General features: G+C 69.8%; 17 protein-coding genes and 1 pseudogene. 5 read left to right on the top strand and 13 right to left on the bottom strand.

Annotation, left to right across the window (positions count from 1 at the left end):
• The 10 genes and pseudogenes from ACVW19_RS07235 to ACVW19_RS07280 form a co-directional block, all read right to left on the bottom strand.
• Nucleotides 1–543, bottom strand: a complete 543-nt coding sequence (locus ACVW19_RS07235; RefSeq protein WP_457457639.1) for a TetR/AcrR family transcriptional regulator — start codon at nt 541–543, stop codon at nt 1–3.
• Nucleotides 543–863 (bottom strand): DMT family transporter, encoded by a 321-nt coding sequence (locus ACVW19_RS07240; RefSeq protein WP_457457641.1) that lies wholly within the window; start codon nt 861–863, stop codon nt 543–545. Before ACVW19_RS07240 ends, ACVW19_RS07235 begins: the two co-directional genes overlap by 1 nt.
• A gap of 128 nt (nt 864–991) precedes the next feature.
• On the bottom strand, nt 992–1,324 hold the full coding sequence (locus ACVW19_RS07245) for a metal-sulfur cluster assembly factor (protein ID WP_457457643.1): 333 nt from the start codon (nt 1,322–1,324) through the stop codon (nt 992–994).
• Nucleotides 1,321–1,785 (bottom strand): Fe-S cluster assembly sulfur transfer protein SufU, encoded by a 465-nt coding sequence (gene sufU, locus ACVW19_RS07250; protein ID WP_361459445.1) that lies wholly within the window; start codon nt 1,783–1,785, stop codon nt 1,321–1,323. Before sufU ends, ACVW19_RS07245 begins: the two co-directional genes overlap by 4 nt.
• Nucleotides 1,786–1,804: 19 nt before the next feature.
• Nucleotides 1,805–3,061, bottom strand: coding sequence for a cysteine desulfurase (locus tag ACVW19_RS07255; RefSeq protein WP_457457645.1), 1,257 nt, complete (start codon nt 3,059–3,061; stop codon nt 1,805–1,807).
• On the bottom strand, nt 3,058–3,822 hold the full coding sequence (gene sufC / locus ACVW19_RS07260) for a Fe-S cluster assembly ATPase SufC (protein ID WP_457457646.1): 765 nt from the start codon (nt 3,820–3,822) through the stop codon (nt 3,058–3,060). The genes ACVW19_RS07255 and sufC overlap by 4 nt, the downstream gene beginning before the upstream one ends.
• A 7-nt stretch (nt 3,823–3,829) precedes the next feature.
• A complete protein-coding gene (locus ACVW19_RS07265; RefSeq protein ID WP_457457648.1) occupies nt 3,830–4,147 on the bottom strand; it encodes a non-heme iron oxygenase ferredoxin subunit in 318 nt (105 codons plus the stop codon).
• Entirely contained in the window at nt 4,144–5,328 is a 1,185-nt protein-coding gene (gene sufD / locus ACVW19_RS07270) for a Fe-S cluster assembly protein SufD (RefSeq protein WP_457457650.1), read from the bottom strand. Before sufD ends, ACVW19_RS07265 begins: the two co-directional genes overlap by 4 nt.
• A gap of 58 nt (nt 5,329–5,386) precedes the next feature.
• Nucleotides 5,387–6,808, bottom strand: a complete 1,422-nt coding sequence (gene sufB / locus ACVW19_RS07275) for a Fe-S cluster assembly protein SufB (RefSeq protein ID WP_457457652.1) — start codon at nt 6,806–6,808, stop codon at nt 5,387–5,389.
• A pseudogene (locus ACVW19_RS07280) lies at nt 6,805–7,630 on the bottom strand (helix-turn-helix transcriptional regulator). The gene sufB and the pseudogene ACVW19_RS07280 overlap by 4 nt, the downstream one beginning before the upstream one ends.
• A gap of 216 nt (nt 7,631–7,846) precedes the next feature.
• On the opposite strand from ACVW19_RS07280, the gene ACVW19_RS07285 reads away from it, so the two are divergent.
• From ACVW19_RS07285 to ACVW19_RS07295, 3 genes are all read left to right on the top strand, one after another.
• Nucleotides 7,847–8,770: an ABC transporter ATP-binding protein gene (locus ACVW19_RS07285; protein WP_384200248.1), complete on the top strand. Its 924-nt coding sequence runs from the start codon at nt 7,847–7,849 to the stop codon at nt 8,768–8,770.
• A 116-nt stretch (nt 8,771–8,886) separates the two neighbouring features.
• Entirely contained in the window at nt 8,887–9,603 is a 717-nt protein-coding gene (locus ACVW19_RS07290) for an ABC transporter permease (protein WP_457457654.1), read from the top strand.
• Nucleotides 9,604–9,690: 87 nt separating this feature from the next.
• Nucleotides 9,691–10,689, top strand: a complete 999-nt coding sequence (locus ACVW19_RS07295; RefSeq protein WP_457464478.1) for a COX15/CtaA family protein — start codon at nt 9,691–9,693, stop codon at nt 10,687–10,689.
• Between the two features lie 43 nt (nt 10,690–10,732).
• Here ACVW19_RS07295 and ACVW19_RS07300 read toward each other — a convergent pair whose 3' ends face one another.
• The 3 genes from ACVW19_RS07300 to ACVW19_RS07310 all read right to left on the bottom strand — a co-directional run bounded on the left by ACVW19_RS07300 (nt 10,733) and on the right by ACVW19_RS07310 (nt 13,412).
• Complete coding sequence (locus tag ACVW19_RS07300) at nt 10,733–11,842, bottom strand: amidohydrolase family protein (RefSeq protein WP_457457656.1); 1,110 nt, start codon at nt 11,840–11,842, stop codon at nt 10,733–10,735.
• Between the two features lie 140 nt (nt 11,843–11,982).
• Nucleotides 11,983–12,363, bottom strand: a complete 381-nt coding sequence (locus ACVW19_RS07305) for a hypothetical protein (RefSeq protein WP_457457658.1) — start codon at nt 12,361–12,363, stop codon at nt 11,983–11,985.
• Between the two features lie 95 nt (nt 12,364–12,458).
• A complete protein-coding gene (locus tag ACVW19_RS07310; protein ID WP_457457660.1) occupies nt 12,459–13,412 on the bottom strand; it encodes a heme o synthase in 954 nt (317 codons plus the stop codon).
• 342 nt (nt 13,413–13,754) lie between these two features.
• Here ACVW19_RS07310 and tkt point away from each other — a divergent pair, with 342 nt between their 5' ends.
• Both tkt and tal read left to right on the top strand, forming a co-directional pair.
• Nucleotides 13,755–15,842 carry a transketolase gene (tkt, locus tag ACVW19_RS07315; protein WP_457457662.1) on the top strand — a complete coding sequence of 696 codons (2,088 nt, stop codon included), beginning with the start codon at nt 13,755–13,757 and terminating at the stop codon, nt 15,840–15,842.
• A 37-nt stretch (nt 15,843–15,879) separates the two neighbouring features.
• Nucleotides 15,880–16,998: a transaldolase gene (tal, locus tag ACVW19_RS07320; RefSeq protein WP_457457664.1), complete on the top strand. Its 1,119-nt coding sequence runs from the start codon at nt 15,880–15,882 to the stop codon at nt 16,996–16,998.
• Nucleotides 16,999–17,002: the final 4 nt, after the last annotated feature.

The following is a 17,002-nucleotide window of genomic DNA, read 5'->3' on the forward strand; positions in this document are numbered from 1 at the left end:
TCAGCTACCGGAGACGACCCGGTCCAGCATCTCCCGCGCGTACGCCTCGTCGTACGGCGTGTCGGTCAGCAGTACCTGGAGGCAGATGCCGTCCATCAGGGCGACCAGGGCGCGGGCCGTGACCGGGTCCGTGCGGCGGGACAGCAGCACGGTGACGTCCTCGCACCACTCGGCCGCCACGGGGCGCAGCGCGGGCCGGCGCAGGGCGGCCAGATACAGCTCGTACTCCAGCTCGACGCCGGTGCGCTCGCCCGCGAGCCATTCGCCGAGCAGCCCGGCGAGCTCGGTCGCCAGGTCGGTGCGCGTGTCCTCCAGGCCGCCGCGTGAGGCGACGGCCTTGGCGAAGCCCTCGTTCGCCTGGCGCAGCGCGGCGACCATCAGCTCGTCGAGGGTCTTGAAGTGGTACGTCGTGGAGCCGAGCGGCACATCGGCCTCGGCGGCGACGCTGCGGTGGCTGAGCCCCGCGATGCCGCTCCTGCCGACCACCCGGATCGCCGCGTCGATGATCCGCCGGCGCCGCTCGGGGTCGTACCGCCGGGCCATCAGTGCGCGCCGCCGAGGTTGAGCACGACCACGCCCACGATGATCAGCGCGATGCCGAGGGCCTTGACCGCGGTGAGCCCCTCCCCCATGAACATGACGCCGATCGCGGCGATGGCGGCGGTGCCCACCCCGGCCCAGATGGCGTACGCGGTGCCGATGGAGAGGGTGCGCAGTGTCTGGGCGAGCAGGCTGAAGGAGACCACGTAGCCGAGCAGGGTCAGCAGTGAGGGCCAGAGTCTGCTGAAGCCGTCGCTGTACTTCATGGCGGTGGTGGCGCCCACCTCCGCGACGATCGCCCCGGCGAGCAGCAGATATCCCATGTGTACGAGCGTACACAACGGACGGCCACCCGAGCGTGGAGAACGGCAAAGAGGAACGGCGGGTGGTGATCCCCCTGTGGGGATCACCACCCGCCGTTCCTCCGACGTGCGTGCGCCTGCCGTGTGTCTCAGACGTTGAAGCCGAGCGCCCTCAGCTGCTCACGGCCGTCGTCCGTGATCTTGTCGGGACCCCACGGGGGCATCCAGACCCAGTTGATGCGCAGTTCGTTGACCAGGCCGTCCGTCACGGACTTGGCCTGGTCCTCGATGACGTCCGTCAGCGGGCAGGCCGCGGACGTGAGGGTCATGTCGATGGTCGCCACATTGCTGTCGTCGACGTGGACGCCGTAGATCAGGCCGAGGTTGACGACGTCGATGCCCAGTTCGGGGTCGACGACGTCCATCAGGGCCTCGCGGACCTCCTCCTCGGAGGCCGGTTTCATCTCCACGGTCTCGCTCATGCCGTTGTCCTTTCGGCGTCGGAGCCCAGCGCCTGGGCCGTCGCGTCCTTCCACGCCATCCAGCTGAGGAGGGCGCACTTGACCCGGGCCGGGTACTTGGAGACCCCGGCGAACGCGACCGCGTCCTCCAGGATCTCCTCCATGGCGTCGTCGGGCTCGATCTTCCCCTTGGACTGCATCAGTTCCAGGAAGGTCTCCTGGATCTTCCGCGCCCTGGCGAGCTCTTCTCCGACCAGCAGCTCGTTCAGCACGGAGGCGGAGGCCTGGCTGATGGAGCAGCCCTGCCCCTCGTAGGAGACGTCGCTGATCGTCGTGCCGTCGTACTTCACGCGCAGCGTGATCTCGTCGCCGCACGTCGGGTTGACGTGGTGCACCTCGGCGTCGCCATCCCGCAAGCCCCGCCCGTGCGGGTTCTTGTAGTGGTCCAGGATGACTTCCTGGTACATCGAATCCAGCTTCATGCGATCGCTCGCCAGCCCCTCAGCCGAAGAAGTTCCGTACGTGCTCCAGTCCGTCGACCAGAGCGTCGATCTCGGCCGGCGTGGAGTACAGATAGAACGACGCTCGCGTGGTCGCGGGAATTCCGTACCGGAGGCAGACCGGCCGCGCGCAGTGGTGGCCGACCCGGACCGCGATGCCTTGCTCGTCGAGGACCTGGCCCACGTCGTGCGGGTGGATGTCCCCCAGCACGAAGGAGATCGCGGCGCCGCGCTCCTCGGCCGTGGCGGGGCCGATGATGCGCAGGTCCGGGACCTCGGCCAGCCGCTTGACGGCGTACTCGGTGATGGCGTGCTCGTGGGCGAGGATCTTGTCCATGCCGATGGCGCTCAGGTAGTCGATCGCCGCGCCCATGCCGACCGCCTGCGCGACCGGCGGGGTGCCCGCCTCGAACTTGTGCGGGGCCGGGGCGTACGTCGACGAGCTCATCGACACGGTCTCGATCATCTCGCCGCCGCCGAGGAACGGCGGCAGGTCCTCGAGCAGTTCCTGGCGTCCCCACAGGACGCCGATGCCGGTCGGAGCGCACATCTTGTGGCCGGTGAAGGCCACGAAGTCGGCCTGGAGGGCCTGTACGTCCATCGGCATGTGCGGCGCGGCCTGGGAGGCGTCGATGCACACCAGGGCGCCGACCTCCTGGGCGCGGCGCACGATCGCCTCGACCGGGTTGACCGTGCCCAGGATGTTGGACACCAGCACGAAGGAGACGATCTTCGTCTTCTCGGTGATGATCTCGTCGATGTTGGACAGGTCGAGGCGGCCGTCGTCGGTGAGGCCGAACCACTTCAGCTTGGCACCGGTGCGCTGCGCGAGCAGCTGCCACGGCACGATGTTGGAGTGGTGCTCCATCTCCGTGATGACGATCTCGGTCTCGTGGTCCACCCGGTAGGGCTCGTCGGCCCAGCCGAGCATGTTCGCCACGAGGTTGAGCGACTCGGAGGCGTTCTTGGTGAAGATCACCTCGTCGCGGCTGGGCGCGTTGATGAACGCGGCGACCTTGTCGCGTGCGCCCTCGTACAGTGCCGTGGCCTCCTCGGCGAGGACGTGCACGCCACGGTGGACGTTGGCGTTGTGACGCTCGTAGTACTCGCTGAGCGCGTCCAGCACCTGACGGGGCTTCTGGCTGGTCGCCGCGTTGTCCAGGTAGACCAGTTTCCGCCCGTCGTGGAGCTGGCGGTCCAGGATCGGGAAGTCCTTGCGGATCGCCTCGGTGTCGAGGAGGCCCGGCAGCTGTGTCACGCGGATGCGCCACCCTTCACGTATGCCTCGTAGCCCTCGTTCTCCAGCTTGTCCGCGAGCTCGGCGCCGCCGGACTCGGCGATCCGGCCGTCGGCGAACACGTGGACGTAGTCGGGCTTGATGTAGCGCAGGATGCGCGTGTAGTGCGTGATCAGCAGGGTGCCGACCTCGCCGGACTCGCGGACCCGGTTGACGCCCTCGGAGACGATGCGCAGCGCGTCGACGTCCAGGCCGGAGTCGGTCTCGTCGAGGATGGCGACCTTGGGCTTGAGCAGCTCCAGCTGGAGGATCTCGTGGCGCTTCTTCTCACCGCCGGAGAAGCCCTCGTTGACGTTGCGCTCGGCGAAGGCGGGGTCCATGTGGAGGCGCTCCATGGTCTCCTTGACCTCCTTCACCCAGTGGCGCAGCTTGGGCGCCTCACCGCGGATGGCGGTGGCGGAGGTGCGCAGGAAGTTGGAGACGGAGACACCGGGGACCTCGACCGGGTACTGCATGGCGAGGAACAGGCCGGCGCGGGCGCGCTCGTCGACGGTCATCTCCAGGACGTCCTCGCCGTCGAGGGTGACGCTGCCGCCGGACACGGTGTACTTGGGGTGACCGGCCAGGGCGTAGGCGAGGGTCGACTTGCCGGAGCCGTTGGGGCCCATGATGGCGTGCGTCTCGCCCTGCTTCACGGTGAGGTCGACGCCCTTGAGGATCTCCTTCGTGGCGTTGTCGGCCTCGACGGTGACGTGCAGGTCTCGGATTTCAAGCGTTGCCATGGGTGCCTCAGGACTCCTGGGTGAGGGAGACGAGCACGTCGTCCCCTTCGATCTTTACGGGGTATACGGGGACGGGGCGCGTGGCCGGAAGACTGTCGGGCTTGCCCGAGCGGAGGTCGAAGCGCGAGCCGTGCAGCCAGCACTCGATGTGGCAGTCGTCGACCTCGCCCTCCGAGAGGGAGACGTTGGCGTGCGAGCAGATGTCGTTGATCGCGAACACCTCGCCCTCGGTGTGCACGATGGAGACCGGCGTGCCGTCGAGTTCCACCCTTTTCGGGGTGTCCTCCTCCAGCTCGCTCAGCCCGCAGGCGCGTTGGAAGGTCATGCGACCGCGGCCTCCAGCTCCTCCTCGATCTTGGCGATCAGGCGCTCCTCGATGTCCGGGACGCCGATCTGCTGGACGAGTTCGGCGAAGAATCCGCGGACCACCAGGCGGCGGGCGTCCTTCTCGTGGATGCCGCGGGCCATCAGGTAGAAGAGCTGCTCGTCGTCGAAGCGGCCGGTCGCGGAGGCGTGGCCGGCGCCGACGATCTCACCGGTCTCGATCTCCAGGTTGGGCACGGAGTCGACGCGGGCGCCGTCGGTCAGCACCAGGTTGCGGTTCATCTCGTAGGTGTCGGTGCCCTCGGCCTTGGCCTCGATGAGCACGTCACCGATCCACACGGCGTGCGCGTCCTCGCCCTGGAGCGCGCCCTTGTAGACGACGTTCGACTTGCAGTGCGGAACGTTGTGGTCGACCAGGAGGCGGTGCTCCTGGTGCTGGCCGGCGTCGGTGAAGTACAGGCCGAACAGCTCGGCCTCACCGCCGGTGCCCGTGTAGGCCACCCGGGGGTGCAGCCGGACCACGTCGCCGCCGAAGGTGACGACGACCGACTTGAAGGAGGCGTCGCGGCCGACGAGGGCGTTGTGCTGGGCGACGTGCACGGCCTTCTCGTCCCAGTCCTGGACGGAGACGACGGTGAGCTTGGCGCCGTCGCCGAGGACGTACTCGACGTTCGCGGCGAGCACCGCGTCACCGGTGTGGTCGAGGACGACGACCGCCTCGGCGAAGGCACCGAGCTCGATCACCTGGTGCCCGTAGGCGGCGCCGCCCTCGCCGTGCACCGCGATGCGGATCGGCTCGGTGAGGACGGTCTCCTTCGGCACGGTCACGACCGAGGCCTGCTCGAAGGCGGAGTACGCCTGGGCGGCGACGCGGTCGACCGGCTTGCCCGCCCGGCCGAGCCGCGCGTCGTCGCGGCCGACGGTCTCGACGCGGACGCCCTCGGGCACGTCGACGGCGACCTTGACGCCTTCGCCGGTGGCGACGGCGGTGCCGTCGTGCAGACCGCGCAGCCGCTCCAGCGGGGTGAACCGCCATTCCTCCTCACGGCCGTGGGGGACGGGGAAGTCCGCCACGTCGAAGGACGGGGGCGCGCTCATGCGGGTGGCGACGGTCGACTCGGCGGCGACCGCGATCGAGCCCGTGGTGGTGGAGCCCACGGGGATGTTCTGAGCCTCAGCCATGGCTGTCGTAGTGCTCGCTTTCCTTTGCGTAAGGGGCTTGACGGAACGGCGTGGTGTGTTAGCCGACCGCGCCTTCCATCTGCAGCTCGATCAGCCGGTTGAGCTCGAGCGCGTACTCCATGGGGAGTTCCTTGGCGATCGGCTCGACGAAGCCGCGCACGATCATCGCCATCGCCTCGAACTCGGTCAGACCGCGGCTCATCAGGTAGAAGAGCTGGTCCTCGGAGACCTTGGAGACGGTCGCCTCGTGGCCCATGGACACGTCGTCCTCGCGGACGTCGACGTAGGGGTAGGTGTCGGAGCGGGAGATGGTGTCCACGAGCAGCGCGTCGCACAGCACGTTGGACTTGGCGCCGGGAGCGCCCTCGCCGATCTCGATCAGACCGCGGTAGGAGGTACGGCCGCCGCCGCGCGCCACCGACTTGGAGACGATGTTCGACGAGGTGTTCGGGGCCATGTGGACCATCTTGGCGCCGGCGTCCTGGTGCTGGCCCTCGCCGGCGAAGGCGATGGACAGGGTCTCGCCCTTGGCGTGCTCGCCCATGAGGTAGACGGCCGGGTACTTCATCGTCACCTTGGAGCCGATGTTGCCGTCGACCCACTCCATGGTCGCGCCCTCGTAGGCCACGGCGCGCTTGGTGACCAGGTTGTAGACGTTGTTCGACCAGTTCTGGATCGTCGTGTAGCGGCAGCGGCCGCCCTTCTTGACGATGATCTCGACGACGGCGCTGTGCAGCGAGTCCGAGGTGTAGATCGGGGCGGTGCAGCCCTCGACGTAGTGGACGTAGGCGTCCTCGTCGACGATGATCAGCGTCCGCTCGAACTGGCCCATGTTCTCCGTGTTGATGCGGAAGTAGGCCTGCAGCGGGATGTCCACGTGGACGCCCTTGGGGACGTAGATGAACGACCCGCCGGACCACACGGCCGAGTTCAGCGACGCGAACTTGTTGTCGCCGACCGGGATGACGGTGCCGAAGTACTCCTGGAAGAGCTCCGGGTGCTCCTTCAGCGCGGTGTCGGTGTCGAGGAAGATGACGCCCTGCTCCTCCAGGTCCTCGCGGATCTGGTGGTAGACGACCTCGGACTCGTACTGCGCGGCGACACCGGCGACCAGGCGCTGCTTCTCCGCCTCGGGGATGCCGAGCCGGTCGTAGGTGTTCTTGATGTCCTCGGGCAGGTCCTCCCAGGAGGCGGCCTGCTTCTCGGTGGAGCGCACGAAGTACTTGATGTTGTCGAAGTCGATGCCCGACAGGTCCGAGCCCCAGTTCGGCATGGGCTTCTTGTCGAACAGCCGCAGACCCTTCAGCCGCAGCTTCAGCATCCACTCCGGCTCGTTCTTCTTCGCGGAGATGTCGCGGACGACGTCCTCGTTCAGACCGCGCTTGGCCGCGGCGCCTGCCTCGTCGGAGTCGGCCCAGCCGAATTCGTACGTACCCAGGCCCTCGAGTTCGGGGTGGGCAGTCTCCGTGGGGAGAGTCATGCGGGGTTCCTCCCGGCCGTGCTTGCAGATGCGTTGTGGATGTGCGGCGAAGTCTTCTTCGCAGAAGTCTTCGAAGTCTGTGAGGTGCGTGCGGTCCTGGCGGACCGCGGCGCGGGCTGCGGTGCGGACGTCGCCGTCTGCGATCCCTTCGGGATGAAGGTGGTGCAGACACCGTCGCCGTGCGCGATGGTGGCCAGCCTCTGCACATGAGTACCGAGCAGCTCGGCGAAAAATTCCGTCTCCGCCTCGCACAGCTGCGGGAACCGCTCGGCCGCGTGGGCGACCGGGCAGTGGTGCTGACACAGCTGCTCGCCCTGCTGCGGGTCGGGGGCGCTGCGCGCCGTGGCAGCGTACCCGTCCGCGCTGAGCGCCTTGGCCAGCGCCCGGGTCCGCTCCTCGGGGGCCCGCGGCCTCGACCGCCTCGCGGTACGCGCCCGCCTGGGCGGCGATCCGGGCGCGGGCGAACGCCGCGATCGCCTCGTCGCCGCCCCCCTGCTCGCCGATCCAGTGCAGGGCGTCCACGGCCAGCTTGTCGTACGACTGGTCGAAGGCGTCCCGTCCGCAGTCCGTGAGGGCGAAGACCTTGGCCGGGCGCCCGCGGGTGCGTGCTCCGTAGACCCGTCGTTCGCGCGCCTCCACGATCCCGTCGGTGGCCAGGGCGTCGAGGTGGCGACGGACGGCCGCCTGGGTCAGCCCGAGCCGCTCGGCGAGTTCGGAGACGGTCGACGGGCCGTGGTCCAGCACGGACCGAGCGACCCGGTTGCGGGTGGACCGCTCACCGGTCGCAAGTTCCTCCTGGGGAGCCTCGCCAACCTTTTTCACAACGCCATTGTTGCGTAATTCATCAGGGCCGGGCAAGCCGCACCCGATCACCCCCGGGTGCACTTCATCACTTAGGTAAACCTAATCCGACCTGCGGAAACGATCTTTGATCGCTCGGACCAGCGGTTTCCGGTGCCGCTTCCGGCACCCTCCCGGGCATGCCCGCACCCGCCCCCGGCGTCCGGGGGTCCCGGCGCGTCCCTAGACTCGTGACCCATGCGAAGTGAGCCCGTGGTCCAGGTGCAGGCCCTGGTGAAGCGGTACGGCACGAAGACCGCGGTGGACGGCCTCGACCTGGTGGCACGGCAGGGCGTGACGGCCGTGCTCGGACCCAACGGGGCGGGCAAGACGACCACGGTCGAGACCTGCGAGGGATACCGGCGGCCGGACTCCGGCACGGTGCGCGTCCTGGGCCTGGACCCGGTCCGGCAGTCGGCCGCGCTCCGGCCCCGGGTCGGCGTGATGCTCCAGTCCGGCGGCGTCTACTCGGGCGCGCGGGCCGACGAGATGCTCCGCCACACGGCGAAGCTGCACGCCCACCCCCTGGACGTGGACGCGCTGATCGAACGCCTCGGGCTCGGCTCCTGCGGCCGTACGACGTACCGGCGGCTCTCCGGCGGCCAGCAGCAGCGGCTCGCGCTGGCGATGGCCGTGGTCGGGCGCCCGGAGCTGGTGTTCCTGGACGAGCCGACCGCCGGACTCGACCCGCAGGCCCGCCGCGCCACCTGGGACCTCGTACGGGATCTGCGCGCCGACGGGGTCTCCGTCATCCTCACCACGCACCACATGGACGAGGCCGAGCAGCTCGCCGACGACGTCGCGATCATCGACGCCGGCCGGGTGGTGGTCCAGGGCAGCCCCGAGGAGCTGTGCCGGGGCGGCGCCGAGAACACCCTGCGCTTCTCGGGCCGGCCGGGGCTGGACGTGGCCTCCCTGCTCAAGGCCCTGCCGCCCGACTCCCAGGCCGCCGAGCTGACCCCCGGCTCGTACCGGGTCGTCGGCGAGGTGGACCCGCAGCTGCTCGCCACGGTCACGTCCTGGTGCGCACAGCACGGCGTGCTGCCGGACCGGATCTCGGTCGAACGGCACACCCTCGAGGACGTCTTTCTGGAGCTGACGGGCAAGGAGCTGCGTTCGTGAATCCAGTGAACCCGGTGAACCCGGTAAACCCGGCGAACCCGGTGAATCAGGCGACTCCGGCACCCCCGGGATCCGGCGCCTACGCGCCGCGGCCGGGCGCGGCTCCGCTCCCCCGCATGATCGCGGCGCAGGCCCTGCTCGAGACGAAGATGCTGCTGCGCAACGGTGAGCAGCTGCTGCTCACCGTGGTCATCCCCACACTGCTGCTGGTGCTGTTCAGCACCGTGGACATCGTGGACACCGGCGAGGGCGAGGCCGTGGACTTCCTCACCCCCGGGGTCCTCGCGCTGGCGGTGATGTCGACGGCGTTCACCGGGCAGGCCATCGCCACCGGCTTCGAGCGCCGGTACGGGGTGCTGAAGCGGCTGGCGTCCTCACCGCTGCCGCGGTGGGCGCTGATGACCGCGAAGACGCTGTCGGTGCTGGTCACCGAGGCGCTCCAGATCGTCCTGCTCACGGTGATCGCGTTCGCGCTGGGCTGGTCGCCGCAGGGCAACCCGCTCGCCGTGCTTCTGCTGCTGGTGCTGGGCACGGCCGCCTTCTCGGGACTCGGTCTGCTGATGGCGGGCACCCTGAAGGCCGAAGCGACGCTGGCCGCCGCCAACCTGGTGTTCCTGCTGCTGCTCGTCGGCGGCGGGGTCGTCGTGCCGCTGGACACCTTCCCGGAGACCGCACAGAACGTCCTCGGCCTGCTGCCCATCGCGGCGCTGTCGGAGGGCCTGCGGGACGTGCTCCAGCACGGGGCCGGGCTGCCCTGGGGCGACCTCGGGATCCTCGCCGTGTGGGCGGCGGCGGGGCTCGCGGCGGCCGGCCGGTTCTTCCGCTGGGAGTGAGAAGGCTCCCGGTACCACCGACCCACCGACCAGGACCCTCGTGAAAGCGTGCACAAGCGGGCGCCCTACGATGGACGCGTGCCAAACGTGACCCGCGCCGACGCCCAGGCGGTCCTGCGCAACCCGCTCGCCTTCATCGCCGCACGCTGGACCCCGGACCCCCGGACGGTCCGGCGGGCGGCCCTCGCCGCGCTCGTCATGGCGGTGGTCATCGTGGTCACCGGTGGGGCCGTGCGGCTCACCGGCTCCGGCCTGGGCTGCCCCACCTGGCCCAAGTGCACCGACGACTCGCTCGTCTCCACCCGGGAGATGGGCCTGCACGGGGTCATCGAGTTCGGCAACCGCCTGCTGACGTACGTGCTGTGCGCCGCCGTCGGCTGGGCGATCGTCGCCGCGCGCTCCCAGAAGCCGTACCGGCGCAGACTGACCCGGCTGGGCTGGGCGCAGTTCTGGATCGTGATGGGCAACGCGATCCTCGGCGGCATCGTGGTCCTCGTCGGCCTCAACCCGTACACGGTCGCGGCGCACTTCCTGCTCTCCTCGGCGCTGATCGCGGTGGCCGCGGTGATGTGGCAGCGCGTCCGTGAGGGCGACGGGGAGCCCCGGCCGCTGGTCGGCGCAGCCGTGCGGCAGCTGGTGTGGTTCCTGGTGGTGGCGTCCGTCCTGGTCATCGCGGTCGGCACGGTGGTGACCGGCTCGGGACCGCACGCGGGTGACTCCAGCGAGGTCGCGCGGATGCCGTTGGACCCGGCGATGGTCAGCAAGGTGCACGCCGTGCTGGCGTGGATCGTGGCGACGCTGACGTTCGCCCTGTGGTTCGTGCTCAAGGCGGTGGACGCGCCCAAGGGGCCGCTGCACCGCACCCGCGAACTGTTCCTGATCATTCTCGCGCAGGGTGTGATCGGTTACGTGCAGTACTTCACGGACCTGCCCGAGGTCCTGGTCGGCGCCCACATGTTCGGCTCCTGCGTCATGTGGATCTGGGTGGTGCGGGTGCTGCTGTCCCTGCGGGAGCGGCCCGAGGCCGTGGCCGATCTGCCGGGTCCGGCGGACGCGGCGGCCGAGACGAAGCTGACGACCGCCTGAGCCTGCGGGGCGGTGGGCCCTCGGTTCCGGTCCCCCGCAGCCGTCAGTCCAGCCCGTACACCCGGCCCGCGTTCCCCGACGCGATCATCCCGGCCACCCGCTGCGCGTCCTCCAGGGACCAGGCTCCCTCGGTCACCCAGGCGCCCAGCACCCGGCCGAGCGCCTCACGGAACAGCCGGGCGCCCACGACGTGCAGTTCGGGCAGTCCCTGGGCGCCGCTGGAGAAGAGGATCTTGCCGAAGGGCGCGAGTTCCAGGACCTCCTCGAGGACGGTCGCCGCGCGGGCGCCGGTGCGGGCCAGGGCGGCGCCGGAGTCGACGTAGACGTGCGGGTGGACGCCGGCCAGGTGGGCGGCGTGGCGGTGGTCCGGGTAGCCGTGCAGCAGGACGAGGTCGGTGCCGAGCCCGGCGGTGGCCCGGACGAACCCGTCGAGGAACCCCTGGTCGGTGCCCTCCGCCCGGGAGCCGCCGGGCGCGCCGAGCCCCGCGTGCAGTTGCAGGGGCCGGCCCGAGGCGACGGCGGTCCACAGCAGGTGCCGCAGCAGCACCGGGTCGCTCGGCTCGTCCCCGACCCGGCGTGCGGCCAGCCACCGCGCGGCCGCGCCGCGCACCTCTCCGGGCCCCGGCGGATCGGGCGCGAGCGCCGTCCCGTGCCGTATGCCGGCGACGGAGGTGAAGGCGACGGTGTGCGCGGCGGCTCCGTGCACGGACTCGGCGAGGTTGGCGAGGAAGGACTCCACGGTGCCGGAGGTGTCGGCGACCTGCTGGGCCAGCTGTTCCAGGCGCACGATCTCGTGGGCCGCGGCGGCGCCGGCCGTGGCCAGCTCGGCCGTGCCGGTGAGGTCGCCGGGCAGTCCGGTGTCGACCAGGTAGGTGGTGATGCCACTGGCCCGCAGCAGCCGGCGGGCCGTCTCGGCCACGCCCAGTTCGCGGCGCCGGGCGAGATAGCGGACGGGCGGGCAGTGCGGCTCCAGGCCGAGCAGGGGCGGGCACCAGCGGCGTACGGCGAAGCCGGTCTGGGTGTCGAACAGGGTGGTCCCCGGGGCGGGCGGGCCCTCGGTGCGGACCAGCTGGGCCTCGAAGGTGCCGAGGCCCAGCTCGGTGCGCAGCACGCCGTGGCAGTACTGGTCCACGAGGGACGGCATGTCGATCATCCGGGCTCCCCGCGAGAGACGCTGTGCCTGCTTCCACAGGTCTCTAACGGGTGAACCGGGGTCGAGGTGTTGCGGTGCGTCCGACACGGTGCCTGCCGCGGACGGCCGGTGGGCTGATCGGTGGGCCGGCAGGCCCGGGGTCAGCCGTTGGCCGGGCCGCCGATCTGACTGCCCGCCATCCGGGTCCACTCGTACGGGCCGGTCCTGACCTTGGCCGCGAACTCGCCGTCGAAGTCCTCGTGGAGGGTGATCCCCGCCTTCTCGGCCGCCTTCTCGGCGATCGCGTAGGAGTGGGCGACCAGGTCGCCCCAGTCGCCGTCCTCACCGACGAGCACGATCCGGGCGCCGCGCTGTCCCAGGTAGGCGATCTGCCCCTCGGCGCCGCCGTGGGCCGTGGCGAAGCCGTTGATCCGCTTGGTGAGCCGGGCCACCTTCCGCGCGGCCTTGCGTTCGGTCCTCTGCTCGGCCCGCTGACCGCTGTTCTGCTCGGCCGCCGGGTCCGCCTGCTGCTTGTCTGCCATGACCAGGATGCTACCGACGGGTAGATCGAACGGCGACGGGCGGGGTCCGTGGCCTTGGCCACGGACCCCGCCCGTCGGAACGTCTCCGAGGTCGCCTACCGCAGGAAGGGGTCCACCGCGACGGCCACGAAGAGCAGCGACACATAGGTGATGGACCAGTGGAACAGGCGCATCTCCTTGAGCTTGCTGCCGGTCACCTCGGACTTGGCGCGGTTGAGGAGCGCGTGCGCCTCCCACAGCCACCAGCCGCCCGCGGCCAGCGCGACCGCGGTGTAGAACCAGCCGGTGTAGCCGAGCGGGGTGAGCAGCAGCGACACCGCGACCATGACCCAGCTGTAGAGCACGATCTGCTTGGCGACGACCTTGTTGCTGGCGACCACCGGGAGCATCGGCACGCCCACGCGCGCGTAGTCCTCCTTCACCTTCATGGACAGCGGCCAGTAGTGCGGCGGCGTCCAGAAGAAGATGACGAGGAAGAGGATGACCGGTGCCCAGGACATCGAGTTGGTGACCGCGGACCAGCCGATCAGCACCGGCATGCAGCCGGCGATGCCGCCCCACACGATGTTCTGCGCCGTACGCCGTTTGAGGATCATCGTGTAGACGACGACGTAGAAGAAGAGCGCCCCGAGGGAGAGCCAGGCGGACAGCCAGTTGACGGTGAGGCCGAACAACAGCGTCGAGACGACGGCCAGGGTGATGCCGAAGGCCAGGCACTCGCGCGGGCTGACCATGCCGGTGACCAGGGGGCGCTGCGAGGTGCGGTCCATCAGCGCGTCGATGTCGCGGTCGAGGTACATGTTGAGCGCGTTGGCACCGCCCGCCGACAGGTAACCGCCGACGCAGGTCAGCAGCACCAGTCCCAGGTCGGGCACACCCTGCTGCGCCAGGAACATCACCGGGACCGTGGTGATGAGCAGCAGTTCGATGATCCGCGGCTTGGTCAGCGCCACGAACGCCCTGACACGGGCCCCGAACGGCCGGTGACTCGGGCTCTGGCTGGTCCCGACAATCCCCGCAGGACGGGATTCAACGGCCGTCACTCGCACCCCTGACAGAGTTCCCAGCAAGCCCTCCCGTGTGAGGTGTCGGTAAAGGCTCGCGCGTACCACGCCACCTTAGACGCTGCCCAGACCCGGACAATCGCGGGGGTCCGGTCGTGTTGGCGGCGGCCGCTCACAACAGAGTCCCGAGCTCGATTGAGCAACCGGATGAGCGGCTCCGTATTCATCTGCCGAACGGGAAGACTTCCCAGTCAGGAGGCGGATCGCCGGGACTCCCGGCAGTCTGGAACGACTCGGGGGATGCGCGTCCTACGGGGGTAGGCTCGACCTCGCCGGTGTGTACTCATCCGGCATCCGAAAACATGTGGAGAGGAGCCCTGACTCAGGGTGAGCACCAAGCCGACCACCACAGACCTCGAGTGGACCGAACTGGACCAGCGGGCCGTGGACACCGCCCGCGTCCTGGCCGCCGATGCCGTACAGAAGGTCGGCAACGGCCATCCCGGTACGGCGATGAGCCTGGCGCCCGCCGCGTACACCCTCTTCCAGAAGGTGATGCGGCACGACCCCGCGGACGCCGACTGGGTCGGGCGGGACCGTTTCGTCCTGTCCGCCGGCCATTCGTCCCTGACTCTCTACACCCAGCTGTACCTGGCCGGTTTCGGTCTGGAACTGGACGACCTGAAGGCGTTCCGCACCTGGGGTTCGAAGACGCCGGGTCACCCGGAGTACGGGCACACCACGGGCGTGGAGACGACGACCGGGCCGCTGGGGCAGGGCGTCGCCAACGCGGTCGGCATGGCCATGGCCGCCCGCTACGAGCGCGGGCTGTTCGACCCGGAGGCCGCCCCGGGCGAGTCTCCGTTCGACCACTTCGTCTACTGCATCGCCGGTGACGGCTGCCTGCAGGAGGGCATCTCCGCGGAGGCGTCCTCGCTGGCAGGCCACCAGAAGCTCGGCAACCTGGTCCTGCTCTGGGACGACAACCACATCTCGATCGAGGGTGACACCGAGACGGCCGTCTCCGAGGACGTCACCAAGCGGTACGAGGCCTACGGCTGGCACGTGCAGCGGGTGGCCCCGAAGCCGGACGGCGACCTGGACCCGAACGCGATCTACGACGCCGTCCAGGAAGCCAAGAAGGTCACCGACCGGCCGTCGTTCATCGCGATGCGCTCGATCATCGCCTGGCCGGCCCCGAACGCGCAGAACACCGAGGCCTCCCACGGTTCGGCGCTCGGCGACGAGGAGGTGGCGGCCACCAAGCGGGTGCTGGGCTTCGACCCGGAGCAGACCTTCGAGGTGACCGACGAGGTCCTCGGCCACACCCGTGGCGCGCTGGAGCGCGGCAAGCAGGCGCGGGCCGAGTGGGAGAAGTCGTTCCAGGAGTGGCGGAGCAACAACGCGGAGCGCGCGGCCGAGTTCGACCGGATCGCGGCCGGTGAGCTGCCCAAGGGCTGGGAGGACACGCTTCCCGTCTTCGAGCCGGGCAAGGCGGTCGCCACCCGTGCCGCCTCCGGCAAGGTGCTCCAGGCGCTCGGCGCGGTCGTCCCGGAACTGTGGGGCGGCTCGGCCGACCTGGCGGGCTCCAACAACACGACGATCGACAAGACGTCGTCCTTCCTCCCGGTCGGCAACCCGCTGCCCGAGGCGAACCCGTACGGCCGCACCATCCACTTCGGTATCCGCGAGCACGCCATGGCCGCGGAGATGAACGGCATCGCGCTGCACGGCAACACCCGGATCTACGGCGGCACCTTCCTGGTGTTCTCCGACTACATGCGCAACGCGGTGCGGCTGTCGGCGCTGATGCACCTGCCGGTGACGTACGTGTGGACGCACGACTCCATCGGTCTGGGCGAGGACGGCCCGACCCACCAGCCGGTCGAGCACCTGGCCTCGCTGCGCGCCATTCCCGGTCTGAACGTCGTCCGCCCGGCGGACGCCAACGAGACCGCGATCGCCTGGCGCGAGATCCTCAAGCGCTGGACCAAGGAGTTCGGCAAGGGCCAGCCGCACGGTCTGGCCCTCACCCGCCAGGGCGTGCCGACGTACGAGCCCGACGAGGACGCGGCGCGCGGTGGTTACGTGTTGTTCGAGGCGGACGGCGGCAAGCCGCAGGTCGTGCTGATCGCCACCGGTTCCGAGGTGCACGTCGCCGTCGAGGCCCGTGAGCAGCTCCAGGCCGACGGGGTACCGACGCGCGTGGTGTCCATGCCGTCGGTGGAGTGGTTCGAGGAGCAGGACCAGGGGTACCGGGACAGCGTCCTGCCGCCCTCCGTGAAGGCGCGCGTCGCGGTGGAGGCCGGTATCGGTCTGACGTGGCACAAGTACGTCGGGGACGCCGGGCGCATCGTGTCCCTGGAGCACTTCGGCGCGTCCGCCGACGGCAAGGTGCTGTTCAAGGAGTTCGGCTTCACCGCCGAGAACGTGGCGGCCGCGGCCCGGGATTCACTCGCCGCAGCCCAGCGCTGACGCTCACATACGACACGTAGTAGGAGATGGAATTTCCATGACAGACGCATTGAAGCGCCTTTCCGACGAAGGCGTCGCGATCTGGCTGGACGACCTGTCGCGCAAGCGGATCACGTCCGGCAACCTCGCCGAGCTGATCGACCAGCAGCACGTCGTGGGCGTCACCACCAACCCGTCGATCTTCCAGAAGGCGATCTCCGAGGGTGACGGCTACGAGCAGCAGCTCGCCGACCTCGCCGCCCGCAGGGTCACGGTCGAAGAGGCCATCCGGATGATCACCACGGCGGACGTCCGGGACGCCGCCGACATCCTGCGCCCGGTCTTCGACGCCACCGACGGCAAGGACGGCCGGGTCTCCATCGAGGTCGACCCGCGTCTGGCGCACGAGACGCGCGCCACCGTCGCCGAGGCCAAGCAGCTGGCCTGGCTGGTGGACCGGCCCAACACCCTGATCAAGATCCCGGCGACCGAGGCGGGCATCCCGGCGATCGCCGAGGTCATCGGCCTGGGCATCAGCGTCAACGTCACGCTGATCTTCTCCCTGGAGCGGTACCGCAAGGTCATGGACGCGTTCCTGACCGGCCTGGAGAAGGCCAAGGAGCGCGGCCTGGACCTGTCGAAGATCCACTCGGTGGCGTCGTTCTTCGTGTCCCGCGTGGACACCGAGATCGACAAGCGGATCGACGCGCTCGGCACCGACGAGGCGAAGGCGCTGCGCGGCAAGGCCGCCGTCGCCAACGCGCGCCTGGCCTACCAGGCGTACGAGGAGGTCTTCGCCACCGACCGCTGGAGCGCGCTGGAGCGTGAGGGTGCCAACAGGCAGCGTCCGCTGTGGGCCTCCACCGGGGTGAAGGACAAGGCGTACAAGGTCACGATGTACGTCGACGACCTGGTGGCGCCGAACACGGTGAACACCATGCCGGAGGCGACGCTGTTCGCCACCGAGGAGCAGGGCGAGATCAAGGGCAACGCCGTCGCCGGCACCTACGAGCAGGCCCGCGCCGACCTCGACGCCGTGGAGCGGCTGGGGATCTCGTACGACGACGTGGTGCAGCTGCTGGAGGAGGAGGGCGTCGAGAAGTTCGAGGCGTCCTGGAACGACCTGCTGAAGTCGACCGAGGCGGAGCTCGCGCGCCTCGCCCCTTCGGAGGGCTGACACC

The organism is Streptomyces sp. TE5632 (assembly GCF_054061295.1).

Bases quoted from the DNA above. Each gene is read 5' to 3' on its own strand.
- ACVW19_RS07285 (WP_384200248.1), top strand. From the start codon at position 7,847: ATGCGAAGTGAGCCCGTGGTCCAGGTGCAGGCCCTGGTGAAGCGGTAC.
- ACVW19_RS07305 (WP_457457658.1), bottom strand. From the start codon at position 12,363: ATGGCAGACAAGCAGCAGGCGGACCCGGCGGCCGAGCAGAACAGCGGT.
- sufC (WP_457457646.1), bottom strand. From the start codon at position 3,822: ATGGCAACGCTTGAAATCCGAGACCTGCACGTCACCGTCGAGGCCGAC.
- ACVW19_RS07245 (WP_457457643.1), bottom strand. From the start codon at position 1,324: ATGAGCGAGACCGTGGAGATGAAACCGGCCTCCGAGGAGGAGGTCCGC.
- ACVW19_RS07290 (WP_457457654.1), top strand. From the start codon at position 8,887: ATGATCGCGGCGCAGGCCCTGCTCGAGACGAAGATGCTGCTGCGCAAC.
- sufB (WP_457457652.1), bottom strand. From the start codon at position 6,808: ATGACTCTCCCCACGGAGACTGCCCACCCCGAACTCGAGGGCCTGGGT.
- ACVW19_RS07235 (WP_457457639.1), bottom strand. From the start codon at position 543: ATGGCCCGGCGGTACGACCCCGAGCGGCGCCGGCGGATCATCGACGCG.
- sufD (WP_457457650.1), bottom strand. From the start codon at position 5,328: ATGGCTGAGGCTCAGAACATCCCCGTGGGCTCCACCACCACGGGCTCG.
- sufU (WP_361459445.1), bottom strand. From the start codon at position 1,785: ATGAAGCTGGATTCGATGTACCAGGAAGTCATCCTGGACCACTACAAG.
- ACVW19_RS07240 (WP_457457641.1), bottom strand. From the start codon at position 863: ATGGGATATCTGCTGCTCGCCGGGGCGATCGTCGCGGAGGTGGGCGCC.
- tal (WP_457457664.1), top strand. From the start codon at position 15,880: ATGACAGACGCATTGAAGCGCCTTTCCGACGAAGGCGTCGCGATCTGG.
- ACVW19_RS07265 (WP_457457648.1), bottom strand. From the start codon at position 4,147: ATGACCTTCCAACGCGCCTGCGGGCTGAGCGAGCTGGAGGAGGACACC.
- ACVW19_RS07300 (WP_457457656.1), bottom strand. From the start codon at position 11,842: ATGATCGACATGCCGTCCCTCGTGGACCAGTACTGCCACGGCGTGCTG.